Annotated in this window: 16 protein-coding genes; 4 read left to right on the top strand and 12 right to left on the bottom strand. The window is 69.5% G+C overall.

The window, feature by feature from the left end; translation table 11 throughout:
- Nucleotides 1-105 precede the first annotated feature (105 nt).
- Nucleotides 106-801 carry a demethylmenaquinone methyltransferase gene (locus tag N802_RS06080; protein WP_035913629.1) on the bottom strand — a complete coding sequence of 232 codons (696 nt, stop codon included), beginning with the start codon at nucleotides 799-801 and terminating at the stop codon, nucleotides 106-108.
- Between the two features lie 72 nt (nucleotides 802-873).
- On the opposite strand from N802_RS06080, the gene N802_RS06085 reads away from it, so the two are divergent.
- Together N802_RS06085 and N802_RS06090 are read left to right on the top strand one after the other, a co-directional pair.
- Nucleotides 874-2,169: an isochorismate synthase gene (locus tag N802_RS06085; RefSeq protein WP_035913631.1), complete on the top strand. Its 1,296-nt coding sequence runs from the start codon at nucleotides 874-876 to the stop codon at nucleotides 2,167-2,169.
- Nucleotides 2,170-2,327: 158 nt separating this feature from the next.
- Nucleotides 2,328-2,996, top strand: coding sequence for a SanA/YdcF family protein (locus N802_RS06090; protein WP_035913634.1), 669 nt, complete (start codon nucleotides 2,328-2,330; stop codon nucleotides 2,994-2,996).
- A gap of 157 nt (nucleotides 2,997-3,153) precedes the next feature.
- Here N802_RS06090 and N802_RS06095 read toward each other — a convergent pair whose 3' ends face one another.
- The 7 genes from N802_RS06095 to N802_RS06125 form a co-directional block, all read right to left on the bottom strand.
- On the bottom strand, nucleotides 3,154-3,534 hold the full coding sequence (locus N802_RS06095; RefSeq protein ID WP_035913636.1) for a hypothetical protein: 381 nt from the start codon (nucleotides 3,532-3,534) through the stop codon (nucleotides 3,154-3,156).
- The gene (locus tag N802_RS06100; protein WP_035913638.1) at nucleotides 3,534-4,766 is read right to left on the bottom strand and encodes a geranylgeranyl reductase family protein; all 1,233 of its coding nucleotides are present in this window, start codon (nucleotides 4,764-4,766) and stop codon (nucleotides 3,534-3,536) included. Before N802_RS06100 ends, N802_RS06095 begins: the two co-directional genes overlap by 1 nt.
- A 25-nt stretch (nucleotides 4,767-4,791) precedes the next feature.
- A complete protein-coding gene (gene menD / locus N802_RS06105; RefSeq protein WP_035913640.1) occupies nucleotides 4,792-6,579 on the bottom strand; it encodes a 2-succinyl-5-enolpyruvyl-6-hydroxy-3-cyclohexene-1-carboxylic-acid synthase in 1,788 nt (595 codons plus the stop codon).
- A complete protein-coding gene (locus tag N802_RS06110; protein WP_035913643.1) occupies nucleotides 6,579-7,037 on the bottom strand; it encodes a DUF3817 domain-containing protein in 459 nt (152 codons plus the stop codon). Before N802_RS06110 ends, menD begins: the two co-directional genes overlap by 1 nt.
- Nucleotides 7,034-8,245, bottom strand: a complete 1,212-nt coding sequence (locus N802_RS19350) for a PGAP1-like alpha/beta domain-containing protein (protein ID WP_052109477.1) — start codon at nucleotides 8,243-8,245, stop codon at nucleotides 7,034-7,036. The genes N802_RS06110 and N802_RS19350 overlap by 4 nt, the downstream gene beginning before the upstream one ends.
- Nucleotides 8,242-8,484 carry a hypothetical protein gene (locus tag N802_RS06120; protein ID WP_035913645.1) on the bottom strand — a complete coding sequence of 81 codons (243 nt, stop codon included), beginning with the start codon at nucleotides 8,482-8,484 and terminating at the stop codon, nucleotides 8,242-8,244. Before N802_RS06120 ends, N802_RS19350 begins: the two co-directional genes overlap by 4 nt.
- Before the next feature lie 123 nt (nucleotides 8,485-8,607).
- Nucleotides 8,608-9,111 carry a shikimate kinase gene (locus tag N802_RS06125; protein WP_035913648.1) on the bottom strand — a complete coding sequence of 168 codons (504 nt, stop codon included), beginning with the start codon at nucleotides 9,109-9,111 and terminating at the stop codon, nucleotides 8,608-8,610.
- A 115-nt stretch (nucleotides 9,112-9,226) separates the two neighbouring features.
- On the opposite strand from N802_RS06125, the gene N802_RS06130 reads away from it, so the two are divergent.
- Nucleotides 9,227-10,651 carry a mycothione reductase gene (locus N802_RS06130; protein ID WP_035913869.1) on the top strand — a complete coding sequence of 475 codons (1,425 nt, stop codon included), beginning with the start codon at nucleotides 9,227-9,229 and terminating at the stop codon, nucleotides 10,649-10,651.
- A gap of 8 nt (nucleotides 10,652-10,659) precedes the next feature.
- Here the strand turns inward: N802_RS06130 and N802_RS06135 are convergent, their stop codons facing one another.
- Genes N802_RS06135 through N802_RS06150 form a run of 4 tightly spaced genes read right to left on the bottom strand, consistent with a single transcriptional unit; the run spans nucleotide 10,660 to nucleotide 14,068 of the window.
- A complete protein-coding gene (locus N802_RS06135) occupies nucleotides 10,660-11,946 on the bottom strand; it encodes an MFS transporter (RefSeq protein ID WP_035913649.1) in 1,287 nt (428 codons plus the stop codon).
- 9 nt (nucleotides 11,947-11,955) lie between these two features.
- Nucleotides 11,956-12,687: a VOC family protein gene (locus N802_RS06140; protein ID WP_052109478.1), complete on the bottom strand. Its 732-nt coding sequence runs from the start codon at nucleotides 12,685-12,687 to the stop codon at nucleotides 11,956-11,958.
- The gene (locus N802_RS06145) at nucleotides 12,684-13,667 is read right to left on the bottom strand and encodes an o-succinylbenzoate synthase (protein WP_035913651.1); all 984 of its coding nucleotides are present in this window, start codon (nucleotides 13,665-13,667) and stop codon (nucleotides 12,684-12,686) included. Before N802_RS06145 ends, N802_RS06140 begins: the two co-directional genes overlap by 4 nt.
- Entirely contained in the window at nucleotides 13,664-14,068 is a 405-nt protein-coding gene (locus N802_RS06150; RefSeq protein WP_035913655.1) for a VOC family protein, read from the bottom strand. Before N802_RS06150 ends, N802_RS06145 begins: the two co-directional genes overlap by 4 nt.
- Before the next feature lie 104 nt (nucleotides 14,069-14,172).
- Between N802_RS06150 and N802_RS06155 the strand changes: the two genes are divergently transcribed.
- On the top strand, nucleotides 14,173-14,409 hold the full coding sequence (locus N802_RS06155; protein ID WP_156971303.1) for a hypothetical protein: 237 nt from the start codon (nucleotides 14,173-14,175) through the stop codon (nucleotides 14,407-14,409).
- Nucleotides 14,410-14,413: the final 4 nt, after the last annotated feature.

Raw genomic sequence — 14,413 nt, forward strand, 5'->3', positions numbered from 1 at the left:
GAACACACCTTGCTTGTGAAAGTCTTCACGAATACCCGGCCTACTCTATGCAGCCGATTTCGCGCCTCTCACTAAGGCGAACCTAAGTCGCGAGTCGGGGATCCGTCAGCCGAGCTTCGTGGCCCGGTGCAGGGCGACGATCCCGCCCGACAGGTTGCGCCAGGCCACGTCGTTCCAACCCGCCTCGGCCACGCGGAGGGCAAGGGCGCGCTGGTCGGGCCAGGCCTGGATCGACTCGGCGAGGTAGACGTAGGACTCCGGGTTGGAGCTCACCTTGCGGGCGACGCGGGGCAGCGCCTCCATGAGGTACTCGCTGTAGACCTTGCGGAACGCCCCGTTGACCGGCTGGCTGAACTCGCAGATCACGAGGCGCCCACCGGGCTTGGTCACTCGGGCGAACTCGCGCAGGGCCGCGTCGACGTCGGCGACGTTGCGCAGCCCGAACGACATGGTCACGGCGTCGAACGAGTTGTCGACGAACGGCAGTTGCATCGCGTCCGCCGCCGTGAAGCCGAGGTCGTCGCGGCGCTTCTTGCCCACCCGCAGCATCCCGAGCGAGAAGTCGGCCGGCACGACGTGTACGCCCTTGTCGGCGAACGGCTCGCTCGACGTGCCCGTCCCGGCGGCGATGTCGAGGACCCGCTCCCCCGGCTTGGCGTCGACGGCCTTGAGGACGGCGCGGCGCCAGAGGCGGTCCTGGCCGAGGGACAACACGTCGTTGGTGACGTCGTACCTCTCGGCGACGTCGTCGAACATGGCAGCGACGTCACGGGGCTGCTTGTCGAGGGAGGCGCGGCTCATGTCGCCATCCTCTCACCGCGCCTGGGCGGTTCAGTGCGGGCCACCGGTCGTCTCGGGGTTACGCTCAGCGTGATGACGTCCCTGCCCACGTCCGAGTCGGACATCGCACACCTCGCGCCCCTCGTCACCCGCACCGTCGCGCTGTCCCCGGAGGACGGCACGGCCCTGCTGGGCCTGCTGCCCGCGACGAGCCCGCGCGACGCACTGTCATGGGTTCGACGAGGCGAGGGCCTGGTCGGCTGGGGCCGTGCCGCCTCGGTGACAACCCATGGGGCTGCCCGCTTCGAGGAACTCGAGTCCTGGTGGCGCGACGTGTCCTCGTCCGCGGTCGTGCGCGACGAGGTCGACCTGCCCGGCACCGGCCCGGTCGCCTTCGGCGCCATCTCGTATGCCGCTGACTCGCCTTCCGGCGCGACTCTCGTCGTGCCTTCGGTCGTCGTCGGGCGTCGAGGTGACCAGTGGTGGGTGACGACGACCTCTCCTGACGCCCTGCCCGGGAGTGCGGACCCTGTCGCTCATGACGACGTCGCGTCACCGGGCGAGGTGGCCTTCGCCGACGGTTCGCTGTCACCGACGGAGTGGGCCGGTGCTGTCGCCGAGGCGGTGTCGCGGATCCAGGCGGGCGCCTTGGACAAGGTGGTGCTCGCGCGCGACCTCGACGTGCAGACGTCGGCACCGATCGACGTGCGGTGGCTGCTGGGGCGTCTCGCCGAGAACTACGAGTCGACGTGGGTCTTCGCCGTTGACGGTCTGGTCGGCGCGACGCCGGAGATGCTGGTGCGCCGCGAGAAGGGCCTCGTCACCTCGCGCGTGTTGGCGGGGACGATCCAACGCACTGGGGACGACGAGCACGACCTCGCTCTGGCCGGTTCCCTGGCCCGCTCGTCGAAGGACCTCGAGGAGCACGAGTACGCGGTGCGCTCCGTGGCCGACGCGCTTGCCCCGCACTGCTCCTCGATGAACGTGCCCGAGGCCCCCTTCGTCCTGCACCTGTCCAACGTCATGCACCTTGCGACGGACGTGGCCGGGGTGCTCACCGACGAGACGTCGTCACTGGCGCTCGCAGCCTCGCTGCACCCGAGCGCCGCGGTGTGCGGGACGCCGACTCCGGTGGCCGATGCGCTCATCTCCGAACTCGAGCACATGGACCGTGGCCGCTATGCCGGACCGGTCGGGTGGATGGACGCCCGCGGCGACGGCGAGTGGGGAATTGCCTTGCGTTCAGGGTCGATTCACCATGACGACGCGCAGCGCATGACGCTCTATGCCGGGTGCGGCATCGTCGCAGGCTCGGTCCCCGAGGCCGAAGTGGCCGAGTCCGACGCCAAGCTCATCCCCATGCGCGACGCCCTCACCGCGCGTCCCTAACTCACCCAATAGGACGGTTCGGCACACACCCTCCCGTCCCGAACTCACCGAATTCCTCGGTTCGGAACACACCCTCCCGTATGCCGTCCGCCCGCCTCCCGTGCGTTTCCCACCCAATTCCACGCTTCCCAACAGGCGCGCGAGGCACACTTCACCGCGTGAAGAGACTGTGGGAACGACGCTGGGTTCGCGCCTTGACCGTGCCGGTCGTGCTGGGACTGCTGGGCGTGCTCGGCCCCTGGCTCTGGGTGTCGATCGCTTCGGCTGACCGGGTGCACGAGGTCGCTGAGGCTCCCGAGGCACCAGTCGCTCTCGTGCTCGGGGCGGGCATCAGCCCAAGCGGTGAGCCGACGCCCTACCTCAAGGCGCGACTCGACGCCGCCAAGGAGCTCCACGACGCGGGCAAGGTCCGCGTCCTCCTCGTCTCTGGCGACAACCGCACCCACGCCTACGACGAGCCCACGGCGATGCGCGACTACCTCGTGGCGGCCGGTGTGCCTACAGAGGCGGTGGTCATGGACTTCGCCGGCCGCGACACCTACGACTCGTGCCAGCGCGCCCATCGCATCTTCGGCGTGGACGACGTGACGGTGGTCTCGCAGCGCTATCACGTGGGCCGCGCGGTGGCCCTGTGTCGGGCAGCGGGAATGGCCACCCAGGGTGTGGGCGACACGACGGTCCAGGGCCGCTTCCCGCGTGACTGGCAGGTCGGCGTGGTTCGCGAGAAGGTCGCCAACATCAAGGCCGTCGTTGACGTCGTCAGCGGCCGCGACCCGGTGCTCGGGCAGCAGGAGCCGGGCGTCCGCGACGCCCTCGCCAGTTCCTGACGTCGGAGCCGGGCACAGTGCGCGGCAAACGCACCTCCCAGCCGGGTCCCTGAGCACGACGTCGTATGCCGTCCGCCCCTTTGCCGCCCACCGTGCCCGGTCGCTACCCCTAGGAATCCCCTCGGCGCGACGAACACCTACCGCGTCCGCTACCGGATCAGCCGACGGTCAGGCCGACGGCGTCACGTGCGGCCTTGACACGGCGCGCCGTCGACCCTGCGCCTCCGACCTCCGGCACAGGACGCGACCTCACGGTGACGACGTCCTCGGCCCTGTAGGTCCAGTTGCGCACCCAACCCCTGCGCACCACCTTGTCGCCGTCGATGAGCAATCCGACGAAGGGCGCACGTGCCAGCAGGCCCGCGTTCGCGGCGGACCACACCCAGAACATCCAGTCCGGGTCGGACGACGCATCCATCTCCGGATCGAGGAAGCCCATGACCCCGGCGATCAGGAAGCTCGCGAGGATGCCGACCACCAGGGCCAGGTAGCCGGTCCCTCGCAGCAGCAGGCGACCGCTCGGAGCCACCCCGTCCATCAGGTGAAGGGAGGGCGGTGGTCCATCGCAATGGAGCGTCGTCCGGCCCAACGCCACACGCGCGCAGCACGGTCGCGGTCATCGTCGGTCACAAAGTTGCCCATCCAGCGCAACGCCAGGGTCATCGCGAAGTCAGAGCGCATCCCGATCGGGCCGAGAGCAGGCAGCACGCGCGGCACGGTGGCGATGCCGGCAAGTCGACGGGCGACCGAGAACGCCTCCCCGTAGTGCTCCTTGAGCAGCGCCGGCCACGACACCGACAGGTCGGTGTCGAGCAGGTCGACCACGAGTCGCCCGGTCTCGAGTCCGTAGTCGATGCCCTCGCCATTGAGCGGGTTGATGCACGCGGCCGCGTCGCCGATGAGTGCCCAGTTGGCCCCAGCGACACCACTGACGGCCCCACCCATCGGCAGGAGGGCACTCGTAGCCATCCGTGCCTCACCGCGCAGCCCGAAGTCGTGACGGACCTCCTCGACGTAGCGGGCCATGAGCGGCTTGACCGCCACCTCGGCCGGGCGCTTCGTCGTCGCCAGCGTCCCGGCGCCCACGTTCACCTGTCCCCCGCCGAGCGGGAAGATCCAGCCATAGCCAGACAGGATCTCGCCCTCCTCGCCGCGCAACTCGAGGTGCGAGCTGATCCACGGGTCATCCGAGCGGTCGGAGTCGACGTAGCACCGTCCAGCCACCGCATAGACGGTGTCCTTGTGCCACTCGCGCCCGAGAACCTTGCCCAGTCCCGAGCGCACACCGTCGGCCACCACGAGGCGCTCGCACTCGATCTCGAACGTCTCACCATCACGCTGGAAGGTCACCCCTCGAACTCGGCCGCCCTCGACGCGCGCATCCACGGCCTTGGCTCCCTCGACCCCGACGGCGCCTGACTTGAGCGCCACCGTGCGGAGGTGGTCGTCGAGTTCGGTCCGCGCCACTGCGGAGCCCCAGCTGGGCAGCGACCCGCCGGGCCAGGGCAGTTCGAGCACCTGCCCGAAGCCGTGCGCCCGCAGCCCCTGGTTGACCGTGTGCCCGCGCACCCACTCCTCGAGGCCCAGGCGCTGGAGTTCGGCGATCGCGCGCGGAGTCAGCCCGTCGCCGCAGGTCTTGTCGCGCGGGAAGATGGCCGCATCGGCCAGGACCACGTCGCGCCCGCCTCGTGCCGCCCAGGCCGCTGCTGCAGAGCCGGCCGGGCCGGCCCCAACGACGAGGACATCAGTACGCGCGGGGGTCGTGGTCACTGGCCCATTCTCGCAAGGGGTCCGCTCAGCCCGAAATCGCCAGTGCAGCGCGCGCGACTTCGCGGAGCCGCTCGTGCGCGCCCCGGTGCGATTCGGCGTCGACCGGCACCTCGACGACGGTGATCCCGGCCGGCTTCGCGGACAACGCTTCGGCTGCCGCTTCACGCGTCTCGGCAAGAACGTGGCGTATGCCGTGTGCTCGGCACAGTGCCCCGAAGTCCGTTCCGGTCGGGGTGCCGAAAATGCGGGTGAAGTCGTCGGCCCGCTCGGGGGCCCCGTGCTCAAGGGTCCGGAAGATGCCTCCGCCCCCGTCGTTGGTGACGAGGATCGTGAGGTCCGGGTGCGGCTCGTCAGGGCCGACGGCGAGGGCGTTGGAGTCGTGGAGGAAGGTCAGGTCTCCCACCCAGGCGTAGCTGGGCGCATCTGTCGTCAGGGCCAGTCCGATGGCCGTGGACAGGCAGCCGTCGATGCCGGCCAGGCCTCGGTTGGCCGCGACCGTCAAGGGGGCCGACCGGGGGGTCAAGCCGAGGTCGAGGTCGCGCACGGGGTTCGACGACCCGACGAAGAGCTGGGCGCCATCGGGCAGGGACTCCCCCACCACCGAGGCGACCGCGAGCCCGGTCCCCCATGGCGCTGCATCCTTCTGAACTGCCTCTGCCACAAGCGATCCGGCATCCCGCCAAGACGTGGCCCACGACTCGTCGACGACGACGTCACCCGTCGCGCGACCGATCAACTCGGTCAGCTCACCCACGCGTGAAACCACGTGACTGGGATCTGCCCAGTCAGGACCCGCCGGATGGACGTGGACCTCGACGCCCTCCGCGCGCAGCAGGCCGCCGACCGCGCGAGAAAGGGTGACCCGACCGGCAACGACGATTCGGTCTGGCAGGTGGGCTCCAACCCATTCACGGTCTGTGAGGAGCAGAGGCCCATGCGGGATGACCAAGGATCTGTCGTGGTCGCCCACGGGCTCCGCGATGACAGGGAAGCCCTGGGCTCGAGCCCACGCGACAACCTGGCTCGAGCGAACGGACGAGAAGGTGAGGTCACCGACGACGACCAGGGTCCGCGGCACATCGGCGATCGATTCCGCGCCGCTGAACCATCCATCCCCTGGCACCTGCACCCACGGCGCCCCGTCAGCCCGCCCCTCATGAACCCCGGATCCATCCCGACTTTGTGCCCCAACGGGACGCGTCGAGCGGGCCGAAGGCCCCGCGGACGTGCCCCGTTGGGGCACAAAGTCGGGGGTGAGGGGGTCGCGGAAGCCGACGTTGAGGTGGACCGGACCACCGGCACCGGCGAGCGACCCGCCCATCAGGTCGCCGAGGGCGGCGGAGAGTGCGCGGCATACGGAAGTGCGGTGGAAGGCACCCACCGACTCGACGGACTCCGGCGCGGGCAGGTCCACCGACCACCGCACGGCTCCGCCGAAAATGCCCGGCTGCACCGTGGTCTGGTTGGCCCCGGTCCCGCGCAACTCCGCTGGACGATCCGCTGACAGCACGATGAGAGGCACGCCAGTGTGGTGCGCCTCGAGCACCGCGGGATGCAGGTTCGCCACCGCAGTGCCCGACGTCGTGATCACGGGGACCGGCGTGCCAGAACCCTTCGCCAGGCCCAGCGCCAGGAACCCGGCCGTCCGCTCATCGACCCGCACGTGGAGGCGGAGGCGACCTTCCCGCTCGGCCTGTTGCACGGCATACGCCAAAGGAGCCGAACGCGAACCCGGAGCGAGGACGACCTCGCGAACGCCACCGCGGATCAACTCGTCCACGAGGACGTGAGCGAGCGCGGTGGACGGATTCATCAGCTACCCGACGCGGGAGGTCCAACGAAGAGTGCGGCCCCCGTCAGCCCGGCCACCGCGACCACGCCGACGACCGCCGCGAGCGCGGGGTTGCGGGTCAGCCACGCGAGCAGCCGCTCGGGCAGCGAAGACGGAGACTCCCCACCGACGGCGAAGCGCCAGGGGCCTTCGAGCTGCCCGGCGGACTCGGCACTGCGGTCGAACAGGATCGTCGCGAACGGCGGCACCGCGCTGACGAGCGACATCAGGCCAGTGCGCAGCGACCACTTCTGGTTGACCCACGTCGCGATGGCGACGAGGCCGTAGGCAATGAAGACGACTCCGTGGAGCATCCCGAAGATCCGGACACCGAGTTCGGTCGTCTCGGTGACGTACTTGAGGAACATGCCGAAGAGCAGAAGGGCCCACGTGATCGCCTCGGCGACGGCCACGCGGCGGAAGAGCAGTTTGGGAGTCACGAGTCGCGATTCTGCCACCGTCGCTCCGACCGGAACTCACGCACCACGGGCGTCGACCCCGCTGCAGGGGTGAGCGCGACCCCGAGCCCCGCCGTCCATGTCCGCAGCGCGACGTCGCCGGAGCGCTCGGCTCGACCGGCTGTCTCGCCGTAGGCCACGAGGCCATGGGCGCCCGCGCTCCCGGGCGCTGCCGCCTTCACCGTCGTCCAGTTGCGGCGGTGTGGTGGAGGTGCCACGTCGAGCATCGGCACCGCGTCCGTTGCGTGCTGCAGAGAGAGAACCGACGTGGAGTCGGGGATGGGGAAGGCGTCGATCGGCGATCCTGCCGTGAGCACGTGCGTGACCCGATGATTGCGCGCGAACTCGGGATCGGACGCCAGGGCGGCAGCCACGATCCCACCCTGGCTGTGACCGACGATGACGACGCGGTCGCGCGGTCCGGCGCGACCGGCCTGAGCCAGCGACAGCGCCTTCGCCGCAGCGATCTTGGACGCACTGGTCGCCCGCAGCATCAACGACACGTTCGCCGGCCAGTCCATGGGAATCTCACCACCCCGCGCCCACCCATCCACGCCTTCGCTGTGCGTCCCCGGCACTTGCAGCACCCAGGTCGTCGTCCCGTCAGCAGCAGGAACCTCGATGACGCGCACCCGCCCATCGGCACCCAGCGATTCCACCCCGGCGAGCAGGGAGGTGGTGGAGGTCGGATCGGGAACCCGCGCCAACGGCTCGGCACGCGCCACACGGACATCCCAGCCGGTGCCCTCGTCGAGCAACCCGAACGCCTGCCCGGTGACCTCCGTGACGAGCCACGCAGTCGTCATCGCTTGCGCGTGAAGTCCGGCCACCAGACCGCCCACCGTCTCCTCGGCCCACGCGTAGGAGCGGGCGGCACTCGACAGCGTGTCAGCGAGTTCACGCATCCGCTCCACGACGCCGCGGCTGTCGGAGATCGTTCCCCGCAACTCTCGTCGCGCCTGGCTGACGAGTGGCAGGAGATCGAGCGGTGCGCCCAGGATGCCTGGCCCCTGAGCCCATTCGGCTCCCAGACCCTGGGTCGCACGGCTGGCGATGATGACCTGGGCATCCTGGGGCGTCGACTCCGAGATGGCGTCTGCTCCCATGCGCATCCCTGCGGCCGCACGCTGGAGGTCCTCCACGGCCACCTCAACGCCACCCTCGCCGCCCGTGACGACGAGGTCGCTCATGCCGCGCGCTCCGCCTCGGATGCCACCCGGTCGAGCAGGTCAGCGACCGCGTCCTCACGCTCTGCGAGCTCTCGCAGCTCTCGAACGCGTCGGGAGATGAGCCGCCTGAACTCCTCCGCTGACGACGACCGCCAACTCAGCTCCGACACCCCCACCAGCAGTCTCAACTCGGCTCGGGTCGCCTCGGCAGCCAGCCGCCACCGCCCGGCCCTGACTCTCAGTTCCTCTGCGCCATTCATGCGAACATCCCACTCGCACAGCGCTATTCACGTCCACCCGCACCAGACGATCTGTGGACGGCAGGCCTCATCAGGGACACCTGTGGACAACGCCGGCGCCCTCAAGCCCTCCAGGTCGGCCTGTCAGGAGTGGCCGGGATCGAGCCCCAAGGAGGCGAGCGCCTTCCGAGCGATGTCGTAGGGGTCACCCTCGGTGGACACGGTCACACCGTGCTCGTCGGCACCGAGCGGCTCCAGCGCCGAGACGTCGTCCTTCAGATGCTGAGCCCCCTCGGCCCCGACCCGGTTTCGCAGCGTCGCCCGGTTCGCCGTCACGTGGCAGAAGCGCACGTGCGGCCGCCCCTTCCGAAGGGCGTCCCGATCCCTGCGCCGCAGCGCCGGACAGCAGAGGACGGCATCACGGCCGGTCGACTCGTATCCGTCGATCCACGACCCGACGACCTTGAGCCAGTTGTCCATACCCGCGTCGTCGAGCGTCCCCGCCCGATAGGCCTCGCGGTCGGCCGGCTCGAAGAAGGCCTCGCCCTCGATGAAGTCCCACGATGTCTCCGCCGCGATGGCCCGCCCGACCGAGGTCTTCCCAGAGCCGGAGACACCCATCACGACAATCACGTCACTGGTGTCCATGCTTCGAGGCTACGCCCGCTGGGTTGTGAGGGCGAGTGCCAAAGGAGTCACCACTGACGCCTCTGGCACTCACGGCGGGTCCGACGGCCGGGACCACACGGCATACGCTGAATTCATGGCGCGTCACCACGACCTCATCATCATCGGCACAGGGTCGGGCAACTCGCTCATCACGCCCGAACTCGAGGGGCTCGACATCGCGATCGTCGAGGAGGGCACCTTCGGCGGCACCTGCCTCAACGTCGGCTGCATCCCGACGAAGATGCTCGTCCTGCCCGCCGACCGTGTCGTGGACGCGCACGAGGCCGAAAGGCTCGGCGTCACCATCGGCGGCGACGTGACCGTCGACTGGCCTGCGATTCGCGACCGTATCTTCACCGACCGCATCGACCTCATCGCAGCTGGCGGCGAGGACTACCGACGTGGTCAGAACTTCGTGACCGTGTATGCCGTCCGCGCCCGTTTCGTCGGTCCGCGTCGGCTGGCGCTGGAGTCGGGTGAGGCGATCACCGCGGACCGCATCGTCGTCGCGGCCGGATCGCGTGCCGACCTGCTCGACGTCGACGGTCTCGACCAGGCGGACCCGGCGCGCGGCGTCCACACGAGTGACACCGTCATGCGCATGGACGAGTTGCCTCGCCGGATGGCCATCGTGGGCGGCGGGTTCGTGGCGTGCGAGTTCGCCCACGTCTTCAGCGCTCTCGGCGTCGAGGTGACCCAGATCCAGCGGTCGGGCGCGCTGCTGCGAAGCGAGGAGGCCGAGATCTCGCAGCGCTACACGGAGTTGGCGCACGGCCGTCACGACCTCCGGCTCGACACACAGGTCGAGTCGGCCACCCGCGACTCCGCGACCGGCGCGTGGACGCTCGCGCTCAAGGGTCGTGATGGCGCCACGGACGTCGAGGTGGACACCGTGCTCGTGGCCGTGGGCCGCACGCCCAACGGGCCCCGGCTCGAGGTCGAGGCCGGCGGCATCGAGGTGGACGAGGACAGGGTGGTCATCGTGGACGCGCAGCAGCGCACGACTGCCGAGGGCGTCTGGGCCCTGGGCGACGTCGCGAACCCCTGGCAGCTCAAGCACGTCGCCAACCACGAGGCCCGGGTCGTCGCCCACAACCTCGCAGTCGACACGGGGCGCCACGCGGACGCCGATGCCAAGCCGGTCGAGGCCGACCACCGCTACGTCCCGCACGCGGTGTTCGGTCATCCGCAGGTCGCCGCGTTCGGACCGACCCGGGCCGAGCTCGACGCGGCGGGGACCGACCACGTGAGCTACACGCAGTCGTTCGGCGACACGGCATACGGATGGGCGTTGGAGGACACGACCGGCATCCTGACGATCCACGCGGACCCGGCCACCGGGCTCATTCTCGCTGCGCACTGCATGGGCCCGCACGCCTCCACGCTGATCCAGCCGCTCATCCAGGCGGCGTCCTTCGGGCAGAAGGCTCGTGACGTCGCACGTGGTCAGTACTGGATTCACCCCGCACTCGCCGAGGTGGTCGAGAACGCCCTCCTCGGCCTCGACCTCACCGACTGACCCTCCGGTCAGGGCGTGGGGCTGCGGGCGTCGTATCGCAGGAACCCGGGTGTGACCCGCGCGAGCACGAACATCGCTGCGACACAGGCCAACCCGCCAACGACAGCCATCATGCCCTCACCGATTCCCTCGGCAACGAACCCGCCGAGGAACTCACCCAACCGCGGTCCGCCCGCCACGACGACGATGAACACGCCCTGAAGGCGTCCGCGCAGGTGGTCCGGTGTCGCCGACTGCAGGATCGTCGTCCGGAACACCGCACTCACCGAGTCGGCCCCACCGGCGATCGCCATCGCGGCGAGCCCCACCCAGAGCGCCTGCTCGCGCGTGAGCACCTCCCCCGCTGCGAGCATCGCGGCACCGAGTCCGGCGATCGCGGCACCCCACCCGACGATCGAGATGAGGATCGCGCGGCCCTGGTGGATCACCGTGCCCAGCCGACCGGAGAAGAACATCGCCCCGATCCCACCTACCGCGGCCGCCGCGGTGAGCGCGCCGACCGTGGTCGCGCCCCCGCCGAAGATCACGGCACCTGCCGCCGGGAAGAGCACGCGCGGCTGGGCCAGCACCATCGCGCAGATGTCGGCGATGAACGTCATGCGCACATTGGGGCGCGTCGCGAGGAACGCGAAGCCGTCGAGAACCGACCGTATGCCGGGTGCTCGCCTCGACGGCTCGCTCTCACCTTGGTCGCCGGATTCCGGTGGAAGAGAGGGCAATCGGGCCAATCCCCACAGCGCCGCCGTCGTGATGAGGGCGTCGACGGTGTAGGCCGTCCTGAAGCCACCCCAGTCGACGAGGACGCCGGCGAGCAACGGGCCGATGGTCATCGACGCGTTCATCGCGAACACCGACAGGGCGTTGGCCGCCGGCAACTGGTCGCGTCGCAGGATGCGCGGATAGATGGACGTGCGTGCCGGGCTGGCCACCGCGAAGGCGGCGTTCCACGCTGCGACGAGGACATAGAGCACCCACACCTGGGTGTTCCCCACCCACGCCTGGAGGGCGCAGAGCACCGAGACGACGAACGCCACTGACTGCGCAATGAGTCCGACGATGCGCCGGTCGAAGTGGTCGACCAAGGTCCCGCCATAGAGCCCCATCACGACCAGGGGGATCAGCGCACACAGCCCCACGATGCCCACTGACGCCGTCGACCGCGTCAGGTCGTAGACCTGCAGGCCGATGGCGACCACCGCGAGCTGGGATCCGACGTTCGAGAGGGTGAAGCCGGCATACAGGCGTCGATAGTCCGCATTGCTCCGCAACGGTTCGAGGTCGAGGAGCAGCGGCACCCTGTGACCTTATGGTGAGCGGCGGGTGAGGCAGTACACACGCCCCACGGGGTCACGCATGACCGTCCATTCGTCGGGATTCGGCTCACCGACGAAGGTGGCGCCCGCGGCTTCGTGGGTGACGCGGCTTGCGCCGCGGTCGTGGCACGCGAAGTCGACGTGCGCCCCCACCTCGCCCGTCACGGTGTCGAGTCGTTGGAGGAGCAGACCGATGGGTATGCCGTCCGGCCGAGCGAGTCGCTCGAACTCTCGTCCCGCAGGGCGACGGTTCCAGCCCGTCAGCTTCTCCCAGAAGGAGCACTCCTGGTCGAAGAGCGTGGAGGGGATGTCGAGGCAGACCTGATCGAGGAGGTCGGGTTCGCCGATGCGGATCTGGGTGGTCGGCGACCCAGCGTGTGCCCACGACGTGATGCAGAACGTGAAGCCGCCCGGTGAACGCATGACGATCACGGTCCCGTCGGGGTAGCGATGCACGACTGTCGCACCGAGCCGTGCCGCTTCGGCGGCGCCAGCGCCGACGTCATCCACGTCCAGGTCGAGGTGCACCCCGCCACCGCTGAAGACGCGCTGGACCTTGACCCACGGGTCGCCACCTTCGGGGATCAGCGTCGCGAACTCTTCCCGCTCGCCGCGCCTGGTCGAGATTCGGGTCCGAGTGACGTTCTGCCAGAAGGCTTCCGATGCGTCAGCATCACCCTCGACCGTGTCGAGGAACGCCCATATCCACTTGATGCCGATCATGCTTCTTTCCAGCAGGACGCGACTCGCTCGCGCCACCACTGGATGCGGTCGGGCGAGGCGGCAAATCGGTCGAGGAGCGCGGGGTCGGGCGTGACACGGCGCACGGGGAGCGCACCACCGACTGGCACGAGCGAGTCGGTCGTGACGTCCCCCTCGAGCAAGGCAACCGTGCCGAGACCGCAGGCGTGGTCGAGCTGCGGAAGTGCCGCTGCGAGGGCGACGCACGCCGCCATTCCCACGCTCGTGTCAAGCGCCGACGAGACCACGGCAGGGAGCCCACACTGCTCGACGACGTCGAGCGCTCGTCGGACTCCCCCGAGGGGTGCGGCCTTGATGACGATGAGGTCGGCCGCGTCGAGGTCGCGCACCCGCATCGGGTCCTCGGCCTTGCGGATCGACTCGTCCGCCGCCACAGGGACGTCGATCCCGTTGCGTGCCAAGGCGATTCGCAGATCGCGCAACTCCTCGACCGTGGCGCACGGCTGCTCCGCGTACTCGATGTCATATGCCGCGAGTCGCCCAAGAACGTCCGTCGCCGTGTCGACGTCCCACGCCCCGTTGGCGTCGACCCGGACCCGAGCGGAAGGTCCCATCGCGTCGCGAACCGCAGCGACACGGCATACGTCATCGTCTGTCGTCTGTCCGCGTTCGGCGACCTTGACCTTGGCGGTCGTCGCACCCGAGAAGCGTTGCAGGACACCGGAGACGGCGTGGGGGTCAACAGCCGGCACGGTGGCGTTGACGGGGACTGACTCGCGAACGGGCTCGGGCCATCCCTCCCACGCGGCCTCGACCGCCGCGGCGAGCCAGCGGCTGGCCTCGGGCGGGGCGTATTCGAGGAAGGCGCCGAACTCCCCCCAGCCTGTCGGCCCTTGGACGAGCGCAACCTCGCGCTCGGTCACGCCACGGAACTTCACCCGCATCGGGATCGAGACGACCCGCAGGCTGTCGAGGAGGTCGGTCAGACTGGGTGTGCTCATCGGTCGCGCGACGAGAGGACGCAGAACTCGTTGCCCTCCGGATCGGCGAGCACGGTCCAGGTGACGTCCGCCGGTTGTCCGACATCGACGCGAGTCGCACCTCGTTCGAGCAGGGAGGCAATCTCCGCGTCGCGGTCCTGGGTGGTGTGGGGGGCGAGATCGATGTGCAGGCGGTTCTTGATCGTCTTGGCCTCCTCGACGCGGACGAAGACCAGCTCCTGCGGTTGGCGGCGCCACTCCTCGAGCGTGTCGATGGGGTCCTCGGTCGCCTCTGGTGGCGAGACGACGACCTCCTCGTCGTCCTCGTAGCCGATCTTCCAGCCCAACGTCTCCGCCCACCAGCGTGCTTGGGCTGCGTTGTCGTGGCAGTCGATGACGGTCGTGTACCAAAGCAGGGCCATACGCCCGAACCTACTCGGGCGCCTGGACGGCGGAGCCGAGGGTTTGGGCCGTTCGCGTCATGCCGCACGAGACGCTCCGACGGCATCATGGAGGGATGCAGACCATGATCAGCATCGACTCAGCCCTCCTCAAGCAGGCACGTGGCTATGCCAAGCGGACCGGGCTCACCTGGAACGACTTCGCCGAGCAGGCGCTGCGTTCGCACTTGGAGACCGTCGATCCCGACGGCAAGGTCGAGACAGGCGCTGGCGAGGAACCGGGCGAGAAGACCCGCTTCGTCGTGGTTCCCGACGAACTGATCGAGGCCGAGGGCGACGCTGACTACATCTGGACGCGCTGACAGA

Source organism: Knoellia sinensis KCTC 19936 (assembly GCF_000768705.1).
Classification (GTDB): Bacteria; Actinomycetota; Actinomycetes; order Actinomycetales; family Dermatophilaceae; genus Knoellia; species Knoellia sinensis.

Excerpts from the sequence above, each read along its gene's own strand:
- N802_RS06120 (WP_035913645.1), bottom strand. The coding sequence starts at position 8,484 with ATGAATGGCGCAGAGGAACTGAGAGTCAGGGCCGGGCGGTGGCGGCTG.
- N802_RS06085 (WP_035913631.1), top strand. The coding sequence starts at position 874 with ATGACGTCCCTGCCCACGTCCGAGTCGGACATCGCACACCTCGCGCCC.
- N802_RS06130 (WP_035913869.1), top strand. The coding sequence starts at position 9,227 with ATGGCGCGTCACCACGACCTCATCATCATCGGCACAGGGTCGGGCAAC.
- menD (WP_035913640.1), bottom strand. The coding sequence starts at position 6,579 with ATGAATCCGTCCACCGCGCTCGCTCACGTCCTCGTGGACGAGTTGATC.
- N802_RS06095 (WP_035913636.1), bottom strand. The coding sequence starts at position 3,534 with ATGGACGGGGTGGCTCCGAGCGGTCGCCTGCTGCTGCGAGGGACCGGC.
- N802_RS06140 (WP_052109478.1), bottom strand. The coding sequence starts at position 12,687 with ATGATCGGCATCAAGTGGATATGGGCGTTCCTCGACACGGTCGAGGGT.
- N802_RS06125 (WP_035913648.1), bottom strand. The coding sequence starts at position 9,111 with ATGGACACCAGTGACGTGATTGTCGTGATGGGTGTCTCCGGCTCTGGG.
- N802_RS06145 (WP_035913651.1), bottom strand. The coding sequence starts at position 13,667 with ATGAGCACACCCAGTCTGACCGACCTCCTCGACAGCCTGCGGGTCGTC.
- N802_RS06080 (WP_035913629.1), bottom strand. The coding sequence starts at position 801 with ATGAGCCGCGCCTCCCTCGACAAGCAGCCCCGTGACGTCGCTGCCATG.
- N802_RS19350 (WP_052109477.1), bottom strand. The coding sequence starts at position 8,245 with ATGAGCGACCTCGTCGTCACGGGCGGCGAGGGTGGCGTTGAGGTGGCC.
- N802_RS06150 (WP_035913655.1), bottom strand. The coding sequence starts at position 14,068 with ATGGCCCTGCTTTGGTACACGACCGTCATCGACTGCCACGACAACGCA.
- N802_RS06155 (WP_156971303.1), top strand. The coding sequence starts at position 14,173 with ATGATCAGCATCGACTCAGCCCTCCTCAAGCAGGCACGTGGCTATGCC.